The organism is Citrobacter sp. wls613, assembly GCF_005281195.1.
Classification (GTDB): Bacteria; Pseudomonadota; Gammaproteobacteria; order Enterobacterales; family Enterobacteriaceae; genus Citrobacter; species Citrobacter gillenii.
In genome coordinates this window covers 256622-278394 of the sequence record NZ_SZXN01000080.1, presented here as the reverse complement: position 1 = coordinate 278394, position 21773 = coordinate 256622, and the positions used below count along the sequence as shown (strand labels likewise).

The 21773-nt window shown below is 49.8% G+C and carries 25 protein-coding genes; 15 read left to right on the top strand and 10 right to left on the bottom strand.

Going from position 1 to position 21773, the window contains the following annotated elements:
- The first annotated feature begins 50 nt into the window (after positions 1-50).
- From pyrC to FDX01_RS20275, 7 genes are all read left to right on the top strand, one after another.
- Complete coding sequence (gene pyrC, locus FDX01_RS20305; RefSeq protein WP_096757572.1) at positions 51-1097, top strand: dihydroorotase; 1047 nt, start codon at positions 51-53, stop codon at positions 1095-1097.
- A 74-nt stretch (positions 1098-1171) separates the two neighbouring features.
- A complete protein-coding gene (gene dinI, locus FDX01_RS20300; protein WP_137400361.1) occupies positions 1172-1417 on the top strand; it encodes a DNA damage-inducible protein I in 246 nt (81 codons plus the stop codon).
- Positions 1418-1758: 341 nt separating this feature from the next.
- Positions 1759-2013, top strand: a complete 255-nt coding sequence (gene bssS / locus FDX01_RS20295) for a biofilm formation regulator BssS (RefSeq protein ID WP_096757575.1) — start codon at positions 1759-1761, stop codon at positions 2011-2013.
- 114 nt (positions 2014-2127) lie between these two features.
- A complete protein-coding gene (solA, locus tag FDX01_RS20290) occupies positions 2128-3246 on the top strand; it encodes an N-methyl-L-tryptophan oxidase (protein ID WP_137400360.1) in 1119 nt (372 codons plus the stop codon).
- Positions 3247-3296: 50 nt separating this feature from the next.
- The gene (locus FDX01_RS20285; protein WP_096757577.1) at positions 3297-3410 is read left to right on the top strand and encodes a YceO family protein; all 114 of its coding nucleotides are present in this window, start codon (positions 3297-3299) and stop codon (positions 3408-3410) included.
- 262 nt (positions 3411-3672) lie between these two features.
- Positions 3673-4239, top strand: coding sequence for a cytochrome b (locus tag FDX01_RS20280; RefSeq protein WP_117341760.1), 567 nt, complete (start codon positions 3673-3675; stop codon positions 4237-4239).
- Position 4240: 1 nt separating this feature from the next.
- Positions 4241-4816, top strand: a complete 576-nt coding sequence (locus FDX01_RS20275) for a YceI family protein (protein WP_096757579.1) — start codon at positions 4241-4243, stop codon at positions 4814-4816.
- Positions 4817-4875: 59 nt separating this feature from the next.
- On the opposite strand, the gene FDX01_RS20270 is transcribed toward FDX01_RS20275, so the two are convergent.
- Entirely contained in the window at positions 4876-5928 is a 1053-nt protein-coding gene (locus FDX01_RS20270; RefSeq protein WP_137400359.1) for a rhodanese-related sulfurtransferase, read from the bottom strand.
- Between the two features lie 221 nt (positions 5929-6149).
- Between FDX01_RS20270 and FDX01_RS20265 the strand changes: the two genes are divergently transcribed.
- From FDX01_RS20265 to FDX01_RS20255, 3 genes are all read left to right on the top strand, one after another.
- Positions 6150-7070 (top strand): Kdo(2)-lipid IV(A) acyltransferase, encoded by a 921-nt coding sequence (locus FDX01_RS20265; protein ID WP_117341757.1) that lies wholly within the window; start codon positions 6150-6152, stop codon positions 7068-7070.
- Between the two features lie 153 nt (positions 7071-7223).
- Positions 7224-8444 (top strand): multidrug efflux MFS transporter MdtG, encoded by a 1221-nt coding sequence (gene mdtG / locus FDX01_RS20260; protein ID WP_137400358.1) that lies wholly within the window; start codon positions 7224-7226, stop codon positions 8442-8444.
- Positions 8445-8525: 81 nt separating this feature from the next.
- Positions 8526-8900: a MysB family protein gene (locus tag FDX01_RS20255; protein ID WP_096757583.1), complete on the top strand. Its 375-nt coding sequence runs from the start codon at positions 8526-8528 to the stop codon at positions 8898-8900.
- Here FDX01_RS20255 and FDX01_RS20250 read toward each other — a convergent pair whose 3' ends face one another.
- The 3 genes from FDX01_RS20250 to mdoG all read right to left on the bottom strand — a co-directional run bounded on the left by FDX01_RS20250 (position 8901) and on the right by mdoG (position 13263).
- Positions 8901-9128, bottom strand: coding sequence for a YceK/YidQ family lipoprotein (locus FDX01_RS20250; RefSeq protein WP_096759434.1), 228 nt, complete (start codon positions 9126-9128; stop codon positions 8901-8903).
- 78 nt (positions 9129-9206) lie between these two features.
- Positions 9207-11735 (bottom strand): glucans biosynthesis glucosyltransferase MdoH, encoded by a 2529-nt coding sequence (gene mdoH, locus FDX01_RS20245; RefSeq protein WP_115258879.1) that lies wholly within the window; start codon positions 11733-11735, stop codon positions 9207-9209.
- On the bottom strand, positions 11728-13263 hold the full coding sequence (mdoG, locus tag FDX01_RS20240; RefSeq protein ID WP_137400381.1) for a glucans biosynthesis protein MdoG: 1536 nt from the start codon (positions 13261-13263) through the stop codon (positions 11728-11730). The genes mdoH and mdoG overlap by 8 nt, the downstream gene beginning before the upstream one ends.
- Before the next feature lie 271 nt (positions 13264-13534).
- On the opposite strand from mdoG, the gene mdoC reads away from it, so the two are divergent.
- Complete coding sequence (mdoC, locus tag FDX01_RS20235; RefSeq protein WP_137400357.1) at positions 13535-14695, top strand: glucans biosynthesis protein MdoC; 1161 nt, start codon at positions 13535-13537, stop codon at positions 14693-14695.
- Positions 14696-14710: 15 nt separating this feature from the next.
- On the opposite strand, the gene FDX01_RS20230 is transcribed toward mdoC, so the two are convergent.
- From FDX01_RS20230 to csgB, 6 genes are all read right to left on the bottom strand, one after another.
- Positions 14711-16150: a phospholipase D family protein gene (locus tag FDX01_RS20230; protein WP_174361566.1), complete on the bottom strand. Its 1440-nt coding sequence runs from the start codon at positions 16148-16150 to the stop codon at positions 14711-14713.
- Positions 16134-16676 (bottom strand): O-acetyl-ADP-ribose deacetylase, encoded by a 543-nt coding sequence (gene ymdB, locus FDX01_RS20225; RefSeq protein WP_117341753.1) that lies wholly within the window; start codon positions 16674-16676, stop codon positions 16134-16136. The genes FDX01_RS20230 and ymdB overlap by 17 nt, the downstream gene beginning before the upstream one ends.
- A 100-nt stretch (positions 16677-16776) precedes the next feature.
- Positions 16777-17097, bottom strand: coding sequence for a type 1 fimbrial protein (locus FDX01_RS20220; RefSeq protein ID WP_115258883.1), 321 nt, complete (start codon positions 17095-17097; stop codon positions 16777-16779).
- Between the two features lie 150 nt (positions 17098-17247).
- A complete protein-coding gene (gene csgC / locus FDX01_RS20215; RefSeq protein WP_096757589.1) occupies positions 17248-17580 on the bottom strand; it encodes a curli assembly chaperone CsgC in 333 nt (110 codons plus the stop codon).
- A gap of 60 nt (positions 17581-17640) precedes the next feature.
- Positions 17641-18096 carry a curli major subunit CsgA gene (csgA, locus tag FDX01_RS20210; protein ID WP_115258884.1) on the bottom strand — a complete coding sequence of 152 codons (456 nt, stop codon included), beginning with the start codon at positions 18094-18096 and terminating at the stop codon, positions 17641-17643.
- Between the two features lie 40 nt (positions 18097-18136).
- Positions 18137-18592 carry a curli minor subunit CsgB gene (gene csgB / locus FDX01_RS20205; protein WP_137400356.1) on the bottom strand — a complete coding sequence of 152 codons (456 nt, stop codon included), beginning with the start codon at positions 18590-18592 and terminating at the stop codon, positions 18137-18139.
- Between the two features lie 763 nt (positions 18593-19355).
- Between csgB and csgD the strand changes: the two genes are divergently transcribed.
- The 4 genes from csgD to csgG are packed head-to-tail and all read left to right on the top strand — an operon-like array spanning position 19356 to position 21701.
- On the top strand, positions 19356-20006 hold the full coding sequence (csgD, locus tag FDX01_RS20200; RefSeq protein WP_115258886.1) for a biofilm master transcriptional regulator CsgD: 651 nt from the start codon (positions 19356-19358) through the stop codon (positions 20004-20006).
- 4 nt (positions 20007-20010) lie between these two features.
- Positions 20011-20403: a curli production assembly/transport protein CsgE gene (gene csgE / locus FDX01_RS20195; RefSeq protein WP_115258887.1), complete on the top strand. Its 393-nt coding sequence runs from the start codon at positions 20011-20013 to the stop codon at positions 20401-20403.
- A 25-nt stretch (positions 20404-20428) separates the two neighbouring features.
- Positions 20429-20842: a curli production assembly/transport protein CsgF gene (csgF, locus tag FDX01_RS20190; protein WP_096757594.1), complete on the top strand. Its 414-nt coding sequence runs from the start codon at positions 20429-20431 to the stop codon at positions 20840-20842.
- Between the two features lie 25 nt (positions 20843-20867).
- Positions 20868-21701, top strand: a complete 834-nt coding sequence (gene csgG / locus FDX01_RS20185; protein WP_096757595.1) for a curli production assembly/transport protein CsgG — start codon at positions 20868-20870, stop codon at positions 21699-21701.
- Positions 21702-21773 lie beyond the last annotated feature (72 nt).

Genomic DNA, 21773 nt, shown 5'->3' with positions numbered 1-21773 from the left:
CTTATCCTTTGTTTCCGGCAAAAAAGACTATCCTCAGCCGGAGCATATTGATGACTGCACCATCCCAGGTATTAAAGATCCGCCGCCCAGACGACTGGCATCTTCACTTTCGCGATGGCGACATGTTGAAAACTGTCGTGCCCTATACCAGTGAAATTTATGGACGCGCAATTGTCATGCCGAACCTGGCACCGCCCGTCACTACTGTTGACGCAGCCATCGCTTACCGTCAGCGTATTCTGGACGCCGTACCTGCCGGACACGATTTCACCCCGTTAATGACCTGCTATCTGACGGACACGCTGGATCCCAACGAACTGGAGCGCGGGTTCAACGAAGGTGTTTTCACCGCCGCCAAACTCTACCCGGCTAACGCCACCACCAACTCTACTCACGGCGTGACCTCTATTGATGCCATCATGCCGGTTCTGGAACGGATGGAAAAACTCGGCATGCCTTTGCTGGTGCACGGTGAAGTCACGCATGCGGAGATTGATATATTCGATCGCGAAGCACGCTTTATTGACACGGTGATGGAGCCATTGCGGTCGCGTCTGACCGCGCTGAAAGTGGTGTTTGAACATATCACCACTAAAGACGCCGCCGACTACGTGCGTGACGGCAATGATCTGCTGGCAGCGACCATTACCCCGCAGCATTTGATGTTTAACCGCAACCATATGCTGGTCGGGGGCATTCGTCCGCATCTGTATTGCCTGCCTATTCTCAAGCGAAACGTCCACCAGCAGGCGCTGCGCGAACTGGTCGCCAGTGGTTTCAGCCGGGCGTTCCTCGGCACTGACTCGGCGCCGCATGCGCGTCATCGTAAAGAATCCAACTGCGGCTGCGCGGGGTGCTTTAATGCCCCTACCGCACTCGCCAGTTATGCCACCGTCTTCGAAGAGATGAACGCCCTGGCCCATTTCGAGGCCTTCTGCTCGCTTAACGGTCCTCGCTTCTACGGACTGCCGGTTAACGACACCTTTATTGAACTGGTTAAAGAAGAGCAGCAGATACCGGAAAGTATCGCGCTGGAGGGAGACACGCTGGTGCCTTTCCTCGGCGGTGAAACAGTACGCTGGTCAGTGAAACGCTAAAAAAAAGTCGCAACCTGTTGTCAACTGGCGAAGTTAACTGTATAAATAACCAGTATATTCAACAGGGGGCTATTATGCGTATTGAAGTCACTATTGCCAAAACTTCACCTTTGCCTGCTGGCGCCATTGACGCGTTGTCAGGTGAACTCTCCCGTCGTATTCACCATCATTTTCCGGATAACGACGGTAACGTCACCGTTCGTTATGCCGGCACAAACAATCTGTCGGTCATTGGCGCGACAAAAGAGGACAAAGAACGCATCAGCGAGATCCTGCAAGAGACATGGGAAAGCGCGGATGACTGGTTCATTAATGAATAAAAAATGATATGCAGTGATGTTTTTTGCCGGGTCGCCCCGGCTTTTTTTATTTTCCCGTATCATAAAGATTTCGAGCAATCTCTCTCAACAAAACAGTTAATGTTTATTTACATGCTGATTAACTTTTAGTCAAAACCACAAAATAACTGCACAACATGCTAAAAAAATATGAATGACATGCCGGTTTATCGTTCAGATAACACTTAAAACAAAAAAATTATGCCCTGTCCTCTTTAAATTTTCAGTGAATACCCTTATTTATTGATATACTGAACTTGCTTCAGAAAAAAACGCATTGAACCTCGAAAACCGTTGTCTAGTAACACGAATTAGGGGGCATGATGGAAAAGAATAATGAAGTCATTCAGACTCATCCGCTTGTAGGATGGGACATCAGCACCGTTGATAGCTATGATGCGCTGATGCTGCGTTTGCACTACCAGACCCCGAATCGTCCAGACCCAAATGGGACTGAAGTTGGTCAAACGCTCTGGTTAACCACTGATGTTGCCAGGCAATTTATTTCGATATTAGAAGCCGGAATCGCCAAAATTGAATCAGGTGATTTCCCCGCTAATGAGTATCAGCGTCATTAAATCTGATGCACCCAACCTTCAAAAGGCACCTTAACGGTGCCTTTCTTATTTGATAGTTGAATAATGCGGGTCAGTTATTTACCCTGCTACTATCGCGATTGCAGAGAGAAGCGGATGAAATACGACTTAATCATTATTGGCAGCGGTTCCGTAGGCGCCGCCGCCGGATACTATGCCACGCGCGCCGGTCTGAATGTACTGATGATCGATGCACATATGCCGCCGCACCAACAGGGTAGCCATCACGGCGATACACGCTTAATTCGTCATGCCTATGGCGAAGGTGAAAAATACGTTCCGTTGGTCCTGCGTGCGCAGACATTGTGGGATGAACTCGCCCAGCATAATGAAGAACCTGTGTTTGTCCGTTCTGGCGTTGTCAACCTCGGCCCGGCAGATTCCACGTTCTTATCTAACGTGGCGCAAAGCGCAAAACAGTGGCAGCTCAACGTTGAACAGTTGGATGCCGCTGCCATCATGGCCCGCTGGCCCGAAATTCGTGTCCCGGAAAACTATATCGGCCTGTTTGAGGCCGATTCAGGTTTTCTGCGCAGTGAGTTGGCCATTAAGACCTGGATTCGCCTGGCTGAGGAAGCAGGCTGCGCTCAGCTGTTTAAATGCCCGGTTACCGCGATTCACCATCATGATGATGGCGTAACGGTTGAGACCGCAGACGGCGACTATCACGCGAAAAAAGCGCTGGTGAGTGCCGGCACCTGGGTACAGGCATTAGTACCGGAATTGCCGATACAGCCAGTGCGCAAAGTGTTCGCGTGGTATCAGGCTGACGGGCGCTACAGCGTTAAAAACAATTTCCCGGCCTTCACCGGCGAATTGCCTAATGGCGATCAGTATTACGGTTTCCCGGCCGAGAACGACGAACTGAAGATTGGTAAACATAACGGCGGGCAGGTTATTCACTCAGCCGAAGAGCGCAAAGCGTTTGCCGCTGTCGCCAGCGATGGTTCAGAGGCTTTCCCGTTCCTGCGTTCTGTTCTGCCCGGCGTGGGATGTTGTCTGCACGGTGCGTCGTGCACCTACGATAACTCTCCGGATGAAGACTTTATTATTGATACGCTACCCGGACATGATAATACGCTTATTATTACCGGGCTAAGCGGTCACGGCTTTAAGTTTGCCTCGGTACTGGGGGAGATTGCGGCTGATTTTGCCCAGGACAAGCCGTCGGCCTTCGACCTGGCACCATTCAAACTGAGCCGTTTTAAACGATAACCATGATATGGCCTCGCCACTGGGGCCATTTTATTGAAGGAATAATAGTGATGCGCCGCATCGTTGACTATCTGGTGAATAATATACGCGAGCATTTTATGCTCTACATTATTTTATGGTCGCTGCTGGCAATCATGGATGTAATATATATTATGTTTTTCTGATCTTAGCCTGCTGACAATAATTGACAGCAATTGAGATTTCTTTAATTTTTATTGTGATTAATTGAATAATCAGAAACCCTGCAAAGTACCTCACATCAGGCTCTACCCGCCCATCTTTCTCTAAACACCTGATGATCAACTCATCATCACATCAAATTTATTGAATTAAGAATAAATATCATCACTATTGTTATTTATTAGTTGCATTAATGTCTTTTACAGGCCATTTTCATTCACTTCTGAAATATCTATCGGTGTATTTATGCAATTCAATAATAGTCCACAGCGCTATGGTGTGGTGTCAGCCGTTTTACACTGGCTGGTCGCGCTTGCCGTGTATGGCATGTTTGCGTTGGGTTTATGGATGGTCACACTCAGCTATTACGATGGCTGGTACCACCAGGCACCTGAACTGCATAAAAGCATCGGCGTATTGCTGATGATGGGGCTGGTGATTCGCGTGGTCTGGCGGCTGTTCTCTCCTCCTCCTGCGGCATTGAAAAGCTATTCTCGCTTAACTCGTCTGGCTGCGGCCCTGGGCCACCTCAGTTTATATCTGCTGCTGTTCTCCATTGTCATCAGTGGGTATTTAATTTCGAGCGCAGACGGCAAACCCATCAGCGTCTTTGGCTGGTTTGAGATCCCCGCCACGCTCGCCAACGCCGGGGCGCAGGCCGATCTCGCCGGAAGCCTGCACCTGTGGCTTGCCTGGAGCGTTGTGGTCCTCTCTCTTTTACATGGGCTGATGGCCCTGAAACACCACTTTATCGACAACGACGATACCCTTAATCGCATGTTGGGAAAATCGTCATCTGACTATGGAGCTTAAAATGAAAAAAAACCTGCTGGGACTGACTCTCGCATCTTTACTGTTTACCACCGGTTCGGCCATCGCGGCAGATTACAAAATCGACAAAGAAGGACAACATGCCTTTGTTAATTTTCGTATTCAGCATCTGGGATACAGCTGGCTGTACGGCACCTTTAAAGACTTCGACGGATCGTTTACCTTCGATGAAAAAAATCCAGCCGCCGATAAAGTGAACGTCACCATTAACACCAACAGCGTTGACACTAATCATGCCGAGCGTGACAAGCATCTGCGCAGCGCAGATTTCCTTAACGTCGCCAAATTCCCGCAGGCGACCTTCACCTCCACCAGCGTGAAGAAAGCGGGTAACGACCTGGATATTACCGGGGATCTGACGCTGAATGGCGTCACCAAACCGGTCACGCTGGACGCGAAGCTTATTGGTCAGGGTGGCGATCCGTGGGGTGGCACGCGTGCAGGCTTTGAAGCACAAGGGAAGATTAAGCTGAAGGACTTTAACATCACCACCGACCTGGGGCCTGCTTCACAGGAAGTAGACTTAATCATCTCGGTAGAAGGTGTTCAGCAGAAATAGCATCTCAATGCTGCCAAAATGGAAGCCGGATGAGGCTGTAGCCCTCATCCGGCATCATTTTATTGCGCAGGGTCCGGAATACCCAGTTTAGTATTCAGACGGCCACGGGACTTATTAAAAATTTTATTGCCATTCTCACGACCTGCGCGACGGCGACGTTGTTCCTCTTCAGGCAACGAACTCTCTTCACAACACAGATCGCTGCAGCACCCTTTGTACTTCTCGGCGCAGGCCGGGCACTGGATAAACAGCAGATGGCAGCCGTCATTTTTGCAGTTGGTATGGCTATCGCACGCCACACCACACTGGTGACAATGTGCGATAACATCTTCGGAGATCCGCTCCCCCATCCGCTCATCAAAAACAAAGTTTTTACCGATGAAGCGTACCGGAAGTCCCTGTTCTCGAGCTTTACGGGCATATTCAATAATGCCGCCCTCAATGTGCCAGACTTTACTGAACCCGTTGTATTTCATCCAGGCGCTGGCCTTCTCACAGCGAATACCGCCCGTGCAGTACATTACGATTTTTTTATCTTTATGTTCCTGCATCATTTCAACGGCTTTCGGCAACTGATCGCGGAACGTATCTGCCGGGATCTCCATGGCGTTCTCGAAGTGCCCCACCTCATACTCATAGTGGTTGCGCATATCGATAAACACCGCGTCAGGATCGTCAAGCATGGCGTTCACTTCTGCCGCCTTCAGGTAATCACCAACGTTGCTGGCATCAAAAGCAGGATCATCGATGCCATCTGCCACAATACGTTCACGGACTTTCATGCGCAGTACCCAGAACGATTTTCCGTCATCGTCCAGCGCAATGTTAAGTCGCAGCCCGGCAAACGCAGGATCAAACGCGTACAGCTGCTGACGGAATGCCTCAACCTTGCTTTGCGGCACGCTGATTTGTGCGTTAATGCCTTCGTGCGCCAGATATACGCGCCCGAAAACGTTCAGCTCGGTGAACAGTTGGTACAGCGCATCACGCGTATCCTGAGGATTAACGAGGTTGAAATATTTATAAAATGAAATCGTGGTGCGCGGCTCAGATTCCGCCAACATTTTAGCTTTGAGCGCGTCATTCGAAATGCGGTTGTGTAACACTGGCATGGTGTACGTTTCCTGCAGTCAGTAAAAAGATGAAAATCGGCCGGCATCATAAAGCAAACATCGCCAATTTACATCCACACATTTTACGCTACATTTCATACTTCATGATAAAAGCGTCACAACAATTGACGAAAAACCAGCCATTCTCCCGTCACAAATTTTTGATACGCGCGAAAAAATGCGACAATACAGGGCATTGGTCGTTTAATGACAGGATAGACATGACGAATTTACCCAAGTTCTCGGCTGCACTTTTGCATCCACGTTATTGGTTAACCTGGCTAGGTATTGGCATCCTTTGGTTGATCGTGCAGTTACCCTATCCGTTCCTCTATAAGCTGGGCTGTACATTAGGTCGGCTGGCGTTACATGTGATGAGACGCCGGGCAAAGATTGTTTCGCGAAATCTGGAGCTGTGCTTCCCACAGATGAGCGAACAAGAGCGTCAGCAGATGGTGGTAAAAAACTTTGAGTCCGTCGGCATGGGCGTAGTGGAAACCGGCATGGCCTGGTTTTGGTCCGACCGTCGTATTACGCGCTGGACCGAAGTGATCGGCATGGAGCATATTCGTGATGTTCAGGCACAGCAGCGTGGGATCCTGTTAGTGGGTCTGCACTTTCTGACGCTTGAATTAGGCGCGCGTCAGTTTGGTTTACAGGAACCCGGTATCGGGGTGTATCGCCCCAACGACAATCCGCTGCTCGACTGGCTGCAAACCTGGGGGCGTATGCGCTCCAATAAATCAATGCTCGATCGTAAAGATCTAAAAGGGATGGTCAAGGCTCTGAAGAAAGGTGAAGTGGTCTGGTATGCCCCGGATCACGACTACGGCCCACGCTCCAGCGTCTTTGTGCCGCTGTTTGCTGTAGAGCAGGCTGCAACCACCTCTGGGACGTGGATGCTGTCGCGGATGTCCAATGCGTGTCTGGTGCCGTTTGTCCCTCGTCGTAAACCTGACGGCAAAGGGTATCAGTTGATTATGCTGCCGCCGGAATGTTCGCCGCCGCTGGACGATGCTGAAACCACCGCCGCGTGGATGAACAAAATTATTGAGAAATGCATCATGATGGCGCCGGAGCAATATATGTGGCTACATCGCCGGTTCAAAACACGCCCTGAAGGCGCACCTTCCTTGTACTGACCCTTTGTTGCAGCCCGCGGGCTGCAACATCTCGCCCCCCTGTTTAGGTTTTACTGCTCTGCACATTGCAGCGACTATCAACCAGGCGCATAATTAGTCTGCTTACTTATTTTTACACGATAGCGCAAACAGCGCGCCACACTGCGGATCGCTATGTCACCCTCAGATGTCTCCATCAACTGGAAGCGTAATCTCACGGTTGCCTGGCTCGGTTGCTTTTTAACCGGTGCAGCATTTAGCCTGGTGATGCCTTTCTTACCCCTGTATGTCGAAAGCCTCGGCGTGACGGGACACGGTGCCCTGAACATGTGGTCGGGTCTGGTGTTCAGCATTACGTTTCTTTTTTCAGCTATCGCTTCACCTTTCTGGGGCGGCCTTGCAGATCGCAAAGGCAGGAAAATCATGCTCCTGCGCTCAGCGCTGGGGATGGCTGTCGTGATGCTGCTAATGGGGCTGGCGCAAAATATCTGGCAATTTTTGATCCTGCGTGCGCTGCTGGGACTGCTTGGTGGGTTCATTCCCAATGCGAATGCGCTGATCGCCACCCAGGTGCCGCGCAATAAAAGCGGCTGGGCGCTGGGAACACTTTCAACCGGCGGCGTAAGTGGCGCACTGCTGGGCCCACTGGCGGGAGGCTTGCTTGCCGACCAATACGGATTGCGCCCCGTTTTCTTTATTACCGCCAGCGTGCTGCTGCTCTGTTTTATGCTGACGTTATTTTTTATTCGTGAGCATTTTCAATCGGTCAGCAAAAAAGAGATGTTGCACATTCGGGAGGTCGTCGGATCCTTAAAAAATCCAAAGCTGGTACTGAGTCTGTTCGTCACCACACTGATCATTCAGGTCGCAACCGGATCCATCGCACCTATCTTGACACTGTATGTGCGGGAACTGGCGGGTAACGTCGGCAATATCGCTTTTATCAGCGGCATGATCGCTTCCGTTCCCGGCGTGGCCGCTTTACTCAGCGCGCCAAGGCTGGGCAAATTAGGCGACCGCATAGGCCCGGAGAAGATCCTGATTGTCGCTCTGGTCATTTCCGTATTGCTGCTCATCCCCATGTCATTCGTCCAGACGCCCTGGCAGCTCGGCGTCCTGCGCTTTTTGCTGGGAGCCGCCGACGGCGCACTGCTCCCTGCCGTACAAACGCTGCTGGTCTATAACTCAACCAACCAAATAGCCGGGCGTATTTTCAGCTACAACCAGTCATTTCGTGATATTGGCAACGTGACGGGGCCACTGATGGGCGCAGCTATTTCAGCCAACTATGGTTTTCGCGCGGTCTTCTGCGTGACCGCGGGAGTGGTCTTTTTTAACGCGATCTACTCCTGGAACAGCCTGCGCCGACGTCGCGAAACCCAGCGCACGCAATGATTTTTGTGCATTCATACTTGCACTAGCGGAGAATCAACTATTATTTCCCTGAATACCTTATTAAATCAAAGGGAGACGCTGATGACCATGTATGCCACGCTGGAAGAAGCCATTGATGCTGCCCGTGAAGAGTTTCTGGCTGATAACCCCGACCTAGATGCGGACGACGCCAGTGTTCAGCAGTTGAACGTACAAAAGTATGTGCTACAGGATGGTGACATCATGTGGCAGGCTGAGTTTTTCGCCGACGAAGATGAGGAAGGCGAATGTCTGCCGATGCTGAGCGGTGAAGCGGCACAAAGCGTCTTTGATGGCGATTATGATGAGATTGAAATTCGCCAGGAGTGGCTGGAGGAAAATACCCTCCACGAGTGGGATGAAGGCGAATTCCAGCTTGAACCACCTCTGGATACCGAGGAAGGTCAGACGGCAGCCGACGAATGGGATGAGCGGTAATTACTCGTAGGGACCATGATGGATGTCAAGGGGCAACAGCAGCGTATCAAACACCAGTGAAAAAGGCAGATCGATCAGGGTGACATAGCGCCATGCTGAATCCCGGACATCCCACTGCACGCCGGGATAGTATTGATTTCCGTGACCTTGCCCCGGGATCGTGCGGCTAATAATACTGCCGCACCCGCTCAGCAAGATGACCATGATTCCAACCGCAAGTATTCGCACCTGAACCCTCATTAACAACATTGTCATCCGCATAAAAAAATACCGGCACCAGGCCGGTATTTTCACATTTCAGGCGTTCTATTTCTTCCTGAGTGCCAGCGGGTTCAGGGTTATCCCCTGATAATAATTAACCCACGACGAATACTTATCCGGCGAGTTCCAGACGCGATAATGTAAACGCGCCATAGTCACCGGATCGCTCAACAGCACAAGGCGGCGATCGCGATTCAGTTTCTCAGGTGTATCGTTCAGCGCCTGCTCGACATGACGGTCACGGGCAATCTCCAGCACGTTACTAGCGCGGTGACGCGCGGTCGCCATCGCCGTAGCCAGTGCGTTAAATGACGGGTTAAACACCGCGTGCATAAAGCCGTCATCCAGCGAGCGATTGCGATTCATTACCAGGTAGTTATCCGTATCCACCAGCACCTGCGGAGGAGAATACTCCTCCGGGATCAGGAACAGCTTCCAGCGCTTGGTACGTAACCCTATCGTTGAACGGCTGGAAATCACCGACACAAACGGCGACAGGATCAGGGAGAAGACAATCGGTGCCAGCCAGAACAGGAAGCGCAGATCCAGCCAAGCCATACCGACCGCCCAGACCAGACCCAGCAGCAGCTGGGAGCCGTGACGCATAAACGCTTCACCCCACGGAGTGGAGTCATCATCACGCTGCGGCGAGTTCCAAACAACTTCCCAACCGAGGAAAGCACTGACCACGAAGACGGTATGGAACAACATACGCACCGGCGCCAGTAGCACGGAGAACAGCACCTCCAGCAGCAGCGACAGCGTCACGCGGACAAAACCGCCGTACTCTTTCGTCCCTTTGCACCAGATGAGCAAAATACTCAGCAGCTTCGGCAGGAACAGCAGCACCATGGTTGAGGCAAACAGCGCAATCGCCAGCTCAGGACGCCACTGCGGCCACACCGGGAACAACTGACGCGGCTGCAGGAAGTATTGCGGCTCCGTCAGCGCATGCACCACCTGCAATGCGGTTGAAAGCGCGAGGAACATAAACCACAGCGGGGCAGACAGATAAGACATCACGCCCGTCAGGAACACCGCACGGTGAACCGGATGCATCCCTTTGACCAGGAACAGACGGAAGTTCATCAGGTTGCCGTGACACCAACGACGGTCACGCTTCAGTTCATCAAGCAGGTTTGGCGGCAGCTCTTCATAAGAACCCGGCAGATCGTAGGCAATCCACACCCCCCAGCCTGCACGACGCATTAACGCCGCTTCCACGAAGTCATGGGAGAGGATCGAACCCGCAAACGAGCCTTCACCCGGTAGCGGTGCGAGCGCACAATGCTCAATAAACGGCTTCACGCGAATAATCGCGTTGTGACCCCAGTAGTGCGACTCCCCGAGCTGCCAGAAGTGAAGCCCGGCGGTAAACAGCGGCCCATACACGCGCGTAGCAAACTGCTGGCAGCGTGCATACAGCGTGTCCATACCGGACGCTTTTGGCGACGACTGAATAATACCGGCATTCGGGTTCGCTTCCATCAGACGCACCAGGCCGGTCAGGCAATCGCCGCTCATTACCGAGTCAGCGTCCAGGACGACCATGTAGCTGTACTGATTCCCCCAGCGACGGCAGAAGTCATCAATGTTACCGCTTTTACGCTTCACACGACGACGACGACGGCGGTAGAAAATCTGTCCTTCGCCCTGCACTTCAGCGATCAGCTCCATCCAGGCTTTTTGTTCCGCCACGCAGATATCAGGGTTGTAGCTGTCGCTCAGGATGTAGACATCGAAATGCGCAGCATTACCCGTGGCTTTCACCGATTCCCACGTGGCGCGCAGCCCCGCGAATACGCGGTCAACGTCCTCGTTACAGATAGGCATGATCAACGCGGTGCGGTGCTCAGGGTTTAATGCTTCATCCCCCACCGTTGACGCGGAAATACTGTACTTATCGCGGCCAATCAGCAGTTGCAAGAACCCCATCAGCGCGGTCCAGAACCCTGCCGAAACCCAGCAGAACAATACCGCAAACAGAATCAGGATACCGGTCTGGAGCACATAGGGCAGCAATTGCATAAAGGAGACCCACAGGTCCTGCCCCATCATGTCTGCCGGATTAATGAACGCCCAGCCCTGGTACGGAAGAATGGTCTTCATATACCAGGTCGCAACGACCGTTTGCGCCAGCGTTAAGATAAGCAGCGTATAGCGGCGAATCGTCCCGACGGTACGCCATTTCTGTTCACTTTCTTGTTCTTCTTTCGTCAAACGAGAAAGATAACGCGGCGTAACATCGCGTCCACGCAGACGATCCCAAAAACGGCCTACCGGATTGGTACGCCAGGGATCGGGAAACATAGATGTACGCGTAGCCTTCGGCATAGCCTGCAGCTGGTCGCGTCCTTCATCGTCTTTAATTAACTGCTCTTTGGCCAGAGAATCCGGCCAGGCTTGCTCAAGGCGAGCTTTAACAGACCCCTGCGGTGAATCGTCTTCGCGCGAGTAAGTACGATGCTCAGCATCCAGCGCCTGATGAACGGCGCGGATGTCAGTTTTCGGCAGTGCCGCTTTCTCGATATCCGAAAGCGGCATTGCGTCAATATACTCAGTTGTCTTATTCATTGGCAGGTAACTGGTAGCTCCAGGTTTCACTCAACGGCTGATCGGCATTGACCAACGCAGCACGCATTTCAGTGGTTTTCTTCGCATCTTTCACTTTCACGCGCAGCATCAGACGCCAACCCTTAGTGACCGGGTTATAACGCACCGTACTCTCAACGATTTCACCGTTATCACCAATGCTGGTTTGCGCGGTGACTGGGGTATCCTGCGGCAGTTTTTTCATATCTGCGCCGGCAAAATCCACGATAAATGCAATCGTGCCGTCAGGCTGACGAATGAGGTTCGATTGTTTGACATCACCGGTAGAACGACGCGTCTGCTGTACCCAGGCATTATCCGGCGCATGAAGTTTGTCTTCATCGCGGGTAAAGGTCAGCGTGTACTTGAAGTTCATCTCTTTGCCTGCTTCAGGCAGTTGGTCCGGCGTCCAGTAAGCGACGATGTTGTCGTTGGTTTCATCGTTGGTTGGGATTTCAACTAACTCAAGTTTCCCCTTGCCCCAGTCACCTTTCGGCGTTACCCAGGCACTCGGACGCAGGTCGTAGCGGTCGTCGATATCTTCAAAACGCGAGAACTGGCGGCCACGTTGCAGCAGACCAAATCCATGCGGGTTTTCCATCGCAAAACTGCTCACCGCGAGGTGTTTCGGGTTATTCAGCGGACGCCAAATCCACTCGCCGTTGCCAGCATGGATAGACAAACCGTTAGAGTCATGCAGCTCCGGACGATAGTTGGTCGCCGGAGACGGTTGGTTCGGCCCGAACAGGAACATACTGGTCAGCGGCGCAACACCCAGTTTGCCTACTTTGTCGCGCAGGTAAACTTTGGACTGAACGTCCACCACCGTGTCACGGCCTGGCATAATCACAAAACGATAGGCCCCGGTGGCACGTGGGGAGTCCAGCAATGCATAGATGGTTAAACGTTTGTCAGTCGGTTTTGGACGTTCGATCCAAAACTCGCGAAAACGGGGAAATTCTTCACCGGAAGGCAGTGCGGTATCAATAGCGAGGCCGCGTGCAGACAGGCCATAAACCTGACCGGCTCCCAGGACGCGGAAATAGCTGGCACCGAGCATGCTGACGATTTCATCGTTTTTATCTTTGCTGTTGATCGGGTACAGCACCTTGAACCCGGCGAAACCGAGATCTTTTACCGTGTCTTTATCATGCTGAACATCGCCGAAATTAAAATAATCCGGGTTGTATTTGATTCTCTTTACCGCTGTGGCGGTAACTTCGTTGATCTTGACCGGCGTGTCGAAGTACATACCCTGGTGGTAGAACTCGAGCTTAAATGGGGTCTTGAGATTGCTCCAGTAGGCTTTATCGTGATTGAACTGGATCTGCTGATAATCCGCATACTTCATGTCGCGGAAAACGGAGGGCAAGTTACTTTTAGGCGCCTCATAGCCTTTATCGGCTAAGGATTGAGCTTGCTTTGCCACATCATCAATACTGAATGCCCAGCTCGAAGATGTGTACAGCGTTAACATGACTGCTGCACCCAACCAACGCATTTTCATCATTTGTAGTTTATGTTTCATAATTAGTAAGCACTTCCCCCTTTGTGTGCTTATATTGATCCGATCCATTTTAATGGATAATCGGGTATTCCGACAACTGAATCCCTGTATTGTTCGCGCGCTGGCTCATGGTTTAATCAGGTTCATCTGCCTGTTTTCACTTTGCGTGCTTATCCTGGAGACAGGTTGTTGGACTTCGTGTAGGGTTGCCCTCGAATGTAACCATTATTCGTCTTAGGGATAAGACGAAAAGTCTGAGAATACGTAACTGTTTATGAGCTCTGTATCCCCTCCGCGTGAATATTTTCTTGACTCCATCCGCGCCTGGCTGATGTTGTTGGGGATCCCATTCCATATCTCATTGATCTATTCCACACACACCTGGCACGTGAACAGTGCTGAACCGTCGTGGTGGCTAACCTTGTTTAACGACTTCATCCATGCGTTTCGCATGCAGGTGTTTTTTGTTATTTCGGGTTATTTTTCCTACATGTTGTTTTTACGCTATCCATTAAAACGCTGGTGGAAAGTGCGTGTTGAGCGCGTGGGGATCCCGATGTTGACTGCGATTCCCTTGCTCACCCTGCCGCAATTTATCATGCTGCAATATGTAAAAGGGAAAGCAGAGAGTTGGCACACGCTCAGCGGGTACGATAAATATAACGCCCTTGCCTGGGAGCTCATTTCTCATCTGTGGTTTTTGCTGGTCCTTGTGGTGTTAACGACCGTGAGCATGTGGGTATTTACCCAAATTAAGAAGCGTCAGGAAAGCCAGCAGGGAACGCCCCCTGCCCCAGCGTCAATGGTAAAGTTAACGCTAATTTTTGCCTTGCTTGGTGTGGGCTACGCCGTCGTCAGACGAACCATTTTTATTCTCTACCCTTCGATCCTCAGCGACGGCATGTTTAATTTTGTCGTCATGCAAACGCTGTTTTATGTGCCTTTCTTTATGCTCGGCGCGCTGGCATTCATTAATCCCAATCTGAAGGCGCTGTTCACCACCCCCTCGCGTGGTTGCACTCTCGGTGCAGGAGCGGCCTTTGTGGCGTACCTACTCAACCAACGTTACGGCAACGGCGACGCCTGGATGTATGAAACTGAATACGTGGTAACCATGGTTCTGGGGCTGTTGATGGTTAACGTGGTCTTTTCGATCGGCTATCGTTTATTGAATTTTCAGTCAGCGCGCGTAACCTATTTTGTCAATGCATCGCTGTTTATTTATCTGGTGCATCATCCGTTAACGCTGTTTTTCGGCGCCTATATCACACCGCACATCTCATCCAATCTGCTGGGCTTTCTCTGTGGACTGCTGTTTGTGGTCGGGATCGCGGTGATACTGTACGAAATTCATCTCCGGATCCCGGTTCTGAAGTTTTTGTTTTCAGGAAAACCGCCGGTTAAGCAGGACAAAAACAAGGCCGTCACCGGTTAGCTTGGGTTACGTCGTTCAGAGCAACCATTCAATCGGTAATATCGAGGCCAGCTTCACCAATACCCGCTTCCAGAATCCGGTGGCGGGTTCTTTTTTCAGCACCTGCTCATGACCCTGCTGGCGGTCAACCCAGTTAATCCGTCCCCAGCGATCGAGACGCAATTGCCAGGCAACATCATGCTGACTCTGCATAAAACGGTTATGAATCAGTGCGGCCAGGCTTTCGCTTTCAATCACAAATCCCATTTCCGTGTTGAGCAATGTGGAGCGCGGATCAAAATTAAGCGAGCCGATAAACACCTTACGCCCGTCAATACTGAAAGTTTTAGCGTGCAAACTCGAGCCCGAATTACCGGTTAATCCGCGATCGTGCACAGCCGTGGCGCGATCGCGTGTCGGTTTAAGCTCATATAATTCCACACCATAGCGCAGCAGTTTTTTTCGCCAGCGCGCGTAGCCGGCATGAACAATTGCCACATCATTCGCCGCCAGCGAATTGGTTAGAATGGCAATTTTGACCCCTTTTCTCACCAAACGCAGCAGTTGGGCCACGCCCGCCCGTGTAGGCACAAAATAGGCGGAAATAATATCAATACGCTCGGTAGGTGAGCCCATAATATCGAACAAGCGCTGAGGTAATAGCGAATGGCGCGGAGCCTTCCCCTCACCTTTTAGCGGGTCGTCGCTGAGCAGGCGTGTTTTGGCCCAAATCAGCGGCAACGCCCCCCGATCGAGACTGGCCATAAACTGGCTGGTTTCCAGCTTATTCAGGTAACGGCGAGTTATATCATCGTTATACCAGGACTCCGGCAGGTCAATACGCTGGGTAGGTTCAGGCTCTGACAGTGAGAGCACTTTTTTGAGTGTTGAAACGGACTGACACTGCCAGTAACGTTCAAAATCATCCGCAACCTCGGTCACCACCGGCCCTACGGCCATTACATCCAAATCAGAAAATAGCGGCTGTTCGCCTGCGCCAAAATAGGCGTCACCGATATTGCGCCCGCCAACCAACGTGACCACCCCGTCGGCGGTATAACTTTTATTATGCATACGACGGTTAAGTCGGGCGAAATCGGTTAAATAGCCCACCGCACGCAAGATGCGAAAAGAGAAAGGATTAAACAGGCGGACTTCGATATTCGGGTGGTTATCCAGTAATTGCAGCGTATCATCCAGACCCGGCGTGTTGTTGTCGTCCAGCAACAAACGGACCTGCACGCCACGTTTCGCTGCGGCCAGCAGTACCGAAAACAATAGCAGCCCGGACATGTCGTTCTCCCAGATGTAATACTGCACATCCAGGGAGCGTTCCGCCATTTCAGTGAGTCGATAGCGAGCGGCAAACGCATCCAGACTGTCATCCAGCGCAAGGATGCCGCATTGTTCAGGATGGCTGGCGCAAAGCGGAGTAATTGCGCGCTCGAGCCGCGTCATATCAGGCTGGGTTATCATCGCCTTGCTGGGTGAGTAATCTGTTATAAAGTTGGGCCGTTTCGTCATCAAAACACACGAAGTAAATCTGCTCAGGTAGCGCCCGGCGGGTCGTGAACCTCAACACCGTGTTGACGGCGATTTCCGCTGCTGCTGCGCGCGGATAACCATACACTCCCGTGCTAATCGCCGGAAAAGCAATGGATTGATAGCCATTGGCTAAGGCCAGTTGCAGCGTGTTCAAATAGGCCTCTTCGAGACGTTCAGCTTCATGATGATCGCCCCCCTGCCACACAGGCCCCACGGTATGAATAACCGCTTTCGCAGGAAGATTGCCTGCCAGAGTGATGACCGCATGACCCGTTGGACATTCTCCCTGCTGTTGGATAACCTGTTTGCAGGCCTCCAACAATGCCGGTCCGGCAGCGCGATGAATTGCCCCATCCACACCACCGCCTCCCAATAGGGACGAATTGGCAGCATTGACGATCACATCAACAGCCATCGTCGTAATGTCGCCCTGTACCACATGAACACGCGATTGCATAAACTTCCCCTGACGAAACACCTTCTCTTCAGTGTACAGCAGGGTTTTCCAGGAAATCTCACTTTTTAACGAAACGGCTGCATATCTACGCCAGAACGACTTATTTATATTCAATGTTAAGAATAGCGAGGGTTTTCTGCTCATTGAGGTAGTGCATGTTAGCGCTCGCAATTTGCTTAACATTCTGCGGCACCAGAGTGACCTGTTGCGCATTAAAACGGCTACTTTGCATCTTGCCGTCGCGTATACATGACATTTCTATCTGTTGTTGCTGGGTGCTAACTTCACAAGGCGGTTCCACTATTTCACCGCGAAAATGAATAATCCCACCCGCTGAGATTTGTTGAGCACTTACGGATACTGTAAAAAGAGAAAAAACACCAATGCCAATACTCAGAATTCTGTTCGCTAAAGTACACATAAAGGTTCCTCAATGATTAGTCCTCTTGAGGGATCGGTATGATCCTTCACCGCTGCGATTAACGACCCGATAAAAACATCTTCACGTTTCTATATTCATAGAACAGCAATGCGCTCCCAGCCACACCCGACCTGCAAATACTTCAGTCCCTCAAGAATGACCGGATGAGTCTGTCCATTGTTGTGAGAGATGCAGCGATTGCCCATCCGAAACGGTGACAATAATTTTTACTGAGTCCTCAGCGGAAATATTAAAGCTCAGCTTAGTTAAATCAATCGGCCGATTAGCAGGGACCGAAAGGCTTGTTTTCTGCTGCGTTTGGCTTTGCCCCCCCTTCCCTTCACGTATCGCGAAGACTTGTACCTGACATTCACAGGGTTGCGTTAACGTTACCTGAGGAATAATGGTGTACATTTCGCCTTGCTGGGTTGTATTAAAGGTGATTTGATTTGACAGCGCGGCAATAAGTAATAGCGTATGCATACTATTCTCCCGAAAAAAAACAGGGCTTTCGCCCTGTTTATTCTCAGTCAGCAGACTGGATTAATGTTGGTTAGCCGTGACGTTGTTGCCAAAACCAACCTGACGAACCAGAACGTTGGAGTCAGACGCAGTCTGATTAACCACCGCACCGTTGCGACCACCGTATTGGGTCACGTTAATGTCCGCACGTTTAGCATTCCACTGATTGATGTCAGCGCTGTTGCTGAAGCCTGACTGTTTCAGACTAATGGTACTGTCATCAGCACCTTGTCCGACGGTTGCCCCGTTACCACGCCCATGCTGGGTGATGGTCACATCAGATTTACGTGCATCACTTTGCAGCGCATTCGCAATGTTGCCAGAACCATACTGGTAAATACTCATTGATGATTCTGGACCAAAATTATTACCACCACCATGGTGATTGCCGTTGCCGCCCCATTGCGGAACAACACCAGCCAGAGCACTGCCAGAAACTACGATTGCTGCGAATGCTGCCACTTTTAAAAGTTTCATGGTAAACCCCCATCGGATTGATTTAAAAGTCGTTCATGGATTAGCGTTGAGTCACGCGAATGGCCATTTGCGACTGTCTCTGCACCACAACTGCTGTTTTTTGTGTACCGTACTGGGTAATATTTGCTTTATTACCCGAACCTTTCTGGATAATAACGGCCGTATTACCGTAAGAACCTTGTTTTATACTCGCATCATTGGAACTACCCGCCTGATCTATATATGCAAGATTATATGATCCTGTCTGATCTATTTTCGCTCGGTTACTTGAACCATCCTGCGAAATGACCGACAATAGCTTCGAGCCCGACTGGCGTGTATTGGCACTGTTCCCAGCGCCTACTTGACCAATAATGGCTGCCTGATTAAATGAAGACTTACTTAATTCATTTACCGCAAAGTTATATTCTGCATTAGCCATGTCATAACTTGTTGCGGACACAATTCCAGGCACACCCAGCATTGTAAACATCATAAATAACAACTTGTTTTTCATGTTGTCACCCTGGACCTGGTCGTACATGAAGTTGAATTATTTACCACTCAAGTTTTGTTGTTAACATGACTTAAACTTGTTAATGCCACGTTACGATGAAGAGTATGTCCGTTGAAACATTTTAAATAACTCACCCGCGAGTGGTATTTTTATATTCAGATTCACCCCAAAGTACTAATTAACAGCCAATAACGCTGTTATCTGTATACATTTTATTTTGGCTTTAGCGTGAGATGTGCATTTCTATGCAGAAGCATAAAAAACCAATCTTCAGCGACTTCAGGCCCTCGCAGCGCGAGGTGTTGATAGGCCTTGGCGTAAGTCGTGACAAACATCATTTTTTTCTGTCGAAAATTACTCAACGTAAAGTGAGACAAAAACTTCAGAATTCATTAGAAAGCTAAAACGAAAGAACTATTAATAAACTTCTTATTTATCATGCAATTAATATAATTTGTATGATTTTTTAAATCTATACAATAACAGTAAAGTGTACAACTTTCCTATCAAATCTAAACTCAATAAAAACCTTAAAATCACATTTTAATATATAAATTTACATCCTGTAACAAGTTTAACACTTGCTTTAAGATTTGTAATAGCTAGATTGAAATCAGTTGAAGTCCATTTGTTTTAATATTTTCACCCCTTTGGGTCGATATTTTATTTCTACACAGCAGTGCAGCATCTGTCAGTACTTCTGGTGTCTCTATTTTAGTAGAGGCAGCTGTCAGGTGTGCGACTATAAAAGTGGAGTTTCATCATGTTTAATGAAGTCCATAGTATTCATGGTCATACATTATTGTTGATCACTAAACCGTCCCTGCAGGCAACTGCATTATTACAACATTTAAAGCAATCGCTGGCGCTCACCGGAAAACTGCATAATATTCAACGTTCTCTGGACGATATTTCCTCCAGCTGCATTGTTTTACTGGATATGATGGAGGCAGATAAAAAGCTGATCCATTACTGGCAAGATAACTTAAGTAGAAAAAACAACAGTATAAAGACGTTATTGTTGAATACACCCGATGATTATCCGTACCGGGATATTGAAAACTGGCCGCATATCAATGGTGTATTTTACGTAGCAGAAGATGAACAGCGTGTGGTGGCCGGGTTACAAGGCGTTTTACGCGGTGAATGCTACTTCTCGCAAAAGCTCGCCAGCTACCTGATCACACATTCTGGAAACTATCGTTATAACAGTACAGAGTCAGCACTACTCACACATCGTGAAAAAGAGATCCTTAATAAACTGCGTATCGGCGCCTCAAATATTGAAATCGCACGCTCACTGTTTATCAGTGAAAATACGGTAAAAACGCATCTTTATAATCTTTTCAAAAAGATAGCTGTGAAGAACCGTACGCAGGCGGTCTCGTGGGCCAATGATAACCTCAGGCGATAATGCCATGAAACGCTATTTGAACTGGATTGTGGCAGCAAATTTATTCCTTGCTGCCGGGAATCTACACGCCGCTGTAGAAGTGGAGGTTCCCGGACTGTTAACCGACCACACTGTCTCTTCAATCGGCCATGATTTTTATCGTGCGTTTAGCGACAAGTGGGAAAGTGAGTACACAGGAAACTTAACCATCAATGAAAGGCCCAGTGCACGTTGGGGAAGTTGGATCACCATAACGATCAATCAGGACGTTATCTTCCAGACTTTTTTATTCCCGACGAAAAGAGACTTCGACAAAATAGTCGTCTTCGCTCTGGCTGAAACAGAAGATGCATTAAATCGTCGGCAAATAGATCAAACACTATTAAGCACAAGCGATTTAGCGCGTGATGAATTCTAAAACATGATTTTGTCCGGAGGCTTTCATGCGTGTCAAACATGCAGTGGTTTTGCTCATGCTAATTTCACCATTAAGTTGGGCCGGAAACATGACGTTCCAGTTCCGCAATCCAAACTTTGGTGGCAACCCAAATAACGGCGCTTTTTTGCTGAACAGTGCGCAGGCGCAAAACTCGTATAAAGATCCAAGTGGTGACGATTTCGGTTTTGAAACCCCATCGGCCCTGGACAACTTTACCCAGGCCATCCAGTCACAAATTCTCGGCGGTCTGCTTACCAATATTAATACCGGTAAGCCGGGCAGGATGGTAACCAATGATTTTATCATTGATATCGCCAACCGAGATGGACAGCTGCAACTCAATGTCACAGACAGGAAAACGGGCAAAACATCGACGATAGAAGTGTCGGGTTTACAAACACAGTCAGCCGATTTCTAAGCTATAGCTACGAAAGGAAAAAATCATGCAGCGCTTACTTATTTTGGTTGCAATATTCTTACTCAGCGGATGCTTAACAGCCCCGCCACAAGAAGCCGCTAAACCGACATTAATGCCGCGTGCCCAAAGCTATAAAGACTTGACGCACCTGCCAATGCCTACGGGCAAGATTTTTGTCTCGGTTTACAACATTCAAGATGAAACGGGTCAATTTAAGCCTTACCCGGCAAGTAACTTCTCAACGGCTGTCCCGCAAAGTGCCACGGCGATGCTGGTCACCGCATTGAAGGATTCTCGCTGGTTTGTACCGCTGGAGCGTCAGGGATTACAGAACTTGCTTAACGAACGAAAAATTATTCGTGCTGCGCAAGAAAACGGTACCGTTGCTGTAAATAACCGTATTCCGCTTCAGTCACTGACCGCCGCAAACGTAATGGTGGAAGGGTCTATCATCGGTTATGAAAGCAACGTTAAGTCTGGTGGGGTTGGCGCGCGTTATTTCGGTATTGGCGCAGACACGCAATACCAACTTGATCAGATTGCGGTCAACCTGCGTGTGGTCAACGTCAGCACGGGTGAAATCCTTTCTTCGGTGAACACCAGCAAAACCATTCTCTCCTATGAAGTCCAGGCTGGGGTATTCCGCTTCATTGATTACCAACGTCTGCTGGAAGGTGAAATCGGTTATACCTCTAACGAACCCGTTATGCTGTGCCTGATGTCAGCCATTGAAACTGGGGTTATTTTCCTGATTAACGACGGGATTGATCGCGGATTATGGGACTTGCAGGATAAGAAACAGGTCGATAACGATATTCTGGTTAAATACCGTCATTTGTCGGTACCGCCGGAATCCTGATACTGAATATGAAAAGACAACGACAAGCGTGAGGGTAACCTCACGCTTTTTATTATTTACTGGTCAACGAAG

Excerpts from the sequence above, each read along its gene's own strand:
- pyrC (WP_096757572.1), top strand. The coding sequence starts at position 51 with ATGACTGCACCATCCCAGGTATTAAAGATCCGCCGCCCAGACGACTGG.
- dinI (WP_137400361.1), top strand. The coding sequence starts at position 1,172 with ATGCGTATTGAAGTCACTATTGCCAAAACTTCACCTTTGCCTGCTGGC.
- bssS (WP_096757575.1), top strand. The coding sequence starts at position 1,759 with ATGGAAAAGAATAATGAAGTCATTCAGACTCATCCGCTTGTAGGATGG.
- solA (WP_137400360.1), top strand. The coding sequence starts at position 2,128 with ATGAAATACGACTTAATCATTATTGGCAGCGGTTCCGTAGGCGCCGCC.
- FDX01_RS20285 (WP_096757577.1), top strand. The coding sequence starts at position 3,297 with ATGCGCCGCATCGTTGACTATCTGGTGAATAATATACGCGAGCATTTT.
- FDX01_RS20280 (WP_117341760.1), top strand. The coding sequence starts at position 3,673 with ATGCAATTCAATAATAGTCCACAGCGCTATGGTGTGGTGTCAGCCGTT.
- FDX01_RS20275 (WP_096757579.1), top strand. The coding sequence starts at position 4,241 with ATGAAAAAAAACCTGCTGGGACTGACTCTCGCATCTTTACTGTTTACC.
- FDX01_RS20270 (WP_137400359.1), bottom strand. The coding sequence starts at position 5,928 with ATGCCAGTGTTACACAACCGCATTTCGAATGACGCGCTCAAAGCTAAA.
- FDX01_RS20265 (WP_117341757.1), top strand. The coding sequence starts at position 6,150 with ATGACGAATTTACCCAAGTTCTCGGCTGCACTTTTGCATCCACGTTAT.
- mdtG (WP_137400358.1), top strand. The coding sequence starts at position 7,224 with ATGTCACCCTCAGATGTCTCCATCAACTGGAAGCGTAATCTCACGGTT.
- FDX01_RS20255 (WP_096757583.1), top strand. The coding sequence starts at position 8,526 with ATGACCATGTATGCCACGCTGGAAGAAGCCATTGATGCTGCCCGTGAA.
- mdoH (WP_115258879.1), bottom strand. The coding sequence starts at position 11,735 with ATGAATAAGACAACTGAGTATATTGACGCAATGCCGCTTTCGGATATC.
- mdoG (WP_137400381.1), bottom strand. The coding sequence starts at position 13,263 with ATGATGAAAATGCGTTGGTTGGGTGCAGCAGTCATGTTAACGCTGTAC.
- mdoC (WP_137400357.1), top strand. The coding sequence starts at position 13,535 with ATGAGCTCTGTATCCCCTCCGCGTGAATATTTTCTTGACTCCATCCGC.
- FDX01_RS20230 (WP_174361566.1), bottom strand. The coding sequence starts at position 16,150 with ATGATAACCCAGCCTGATATGACGCGGCTCGAGCGCGCAATTACTCCG.
- ymdB (WP_117341753.1), bottom strand. The coding sequence starts at position 16,676 with ATGCAATCGCGTGTTCATGTGGTACAGGGCGACATTACGACGATGGCT.
- FDX01_RS20220 (WP_115258883.1), bottom strand. The coding sequence starts at position 17,097 with ATGTGTACTTTAGCGAACAGAATTCTGAGTATTGGCATTGGTGTTTTT.
- csgC (WP_096757589.1), bottom strand. The coding sequence starts at position 17,580 with ATGCATACGCTATTACTTATTGCCGCGCTGTCAAATCAAATCACCTTT.
- csgA (WP_115258884.1), bottom strand. The coding sequence starts at position 18,096 with ATGAAACTTTTAAAAGTGGCAGCATTCGCAGCAATCGTAGTTTCTGGC.
- csgB (WP_137400356.1), bottom strand. The coding sequence starts at position 18,592 with ATGAAAAACAAGTTGTTATTTATGATGTTTACAATGCTGGGTGTGCCT.
- csgD (WP_115258886.1), top strand. The coding sequence starts at position 19,356 with ATGTTTAATGAAGTCCATAGTATTCATGGTCATACATTATTGTTGATC.
- csgE (WP_115258887.1), top strand. The coding sequence starts at position 20,011 with ATGAAACGCTATTTGAACTGGATTGTGGCAGCAAATTTATTCCTTGCT.
- csgF (WP_096757594.1), top strand. The coding sequence starts at position 20,429 with ATGCGTGTCAAACATGCAGTGGTTTTGCTCATGCTAATTTCACCATTA.
- csgG (WP_096757595.1), top strand. The coding sequence starts at position 20,868 with ATGCAGCGCTTACTTATTTTGGTTGCAATATTCTTACTCAGCGGATGC.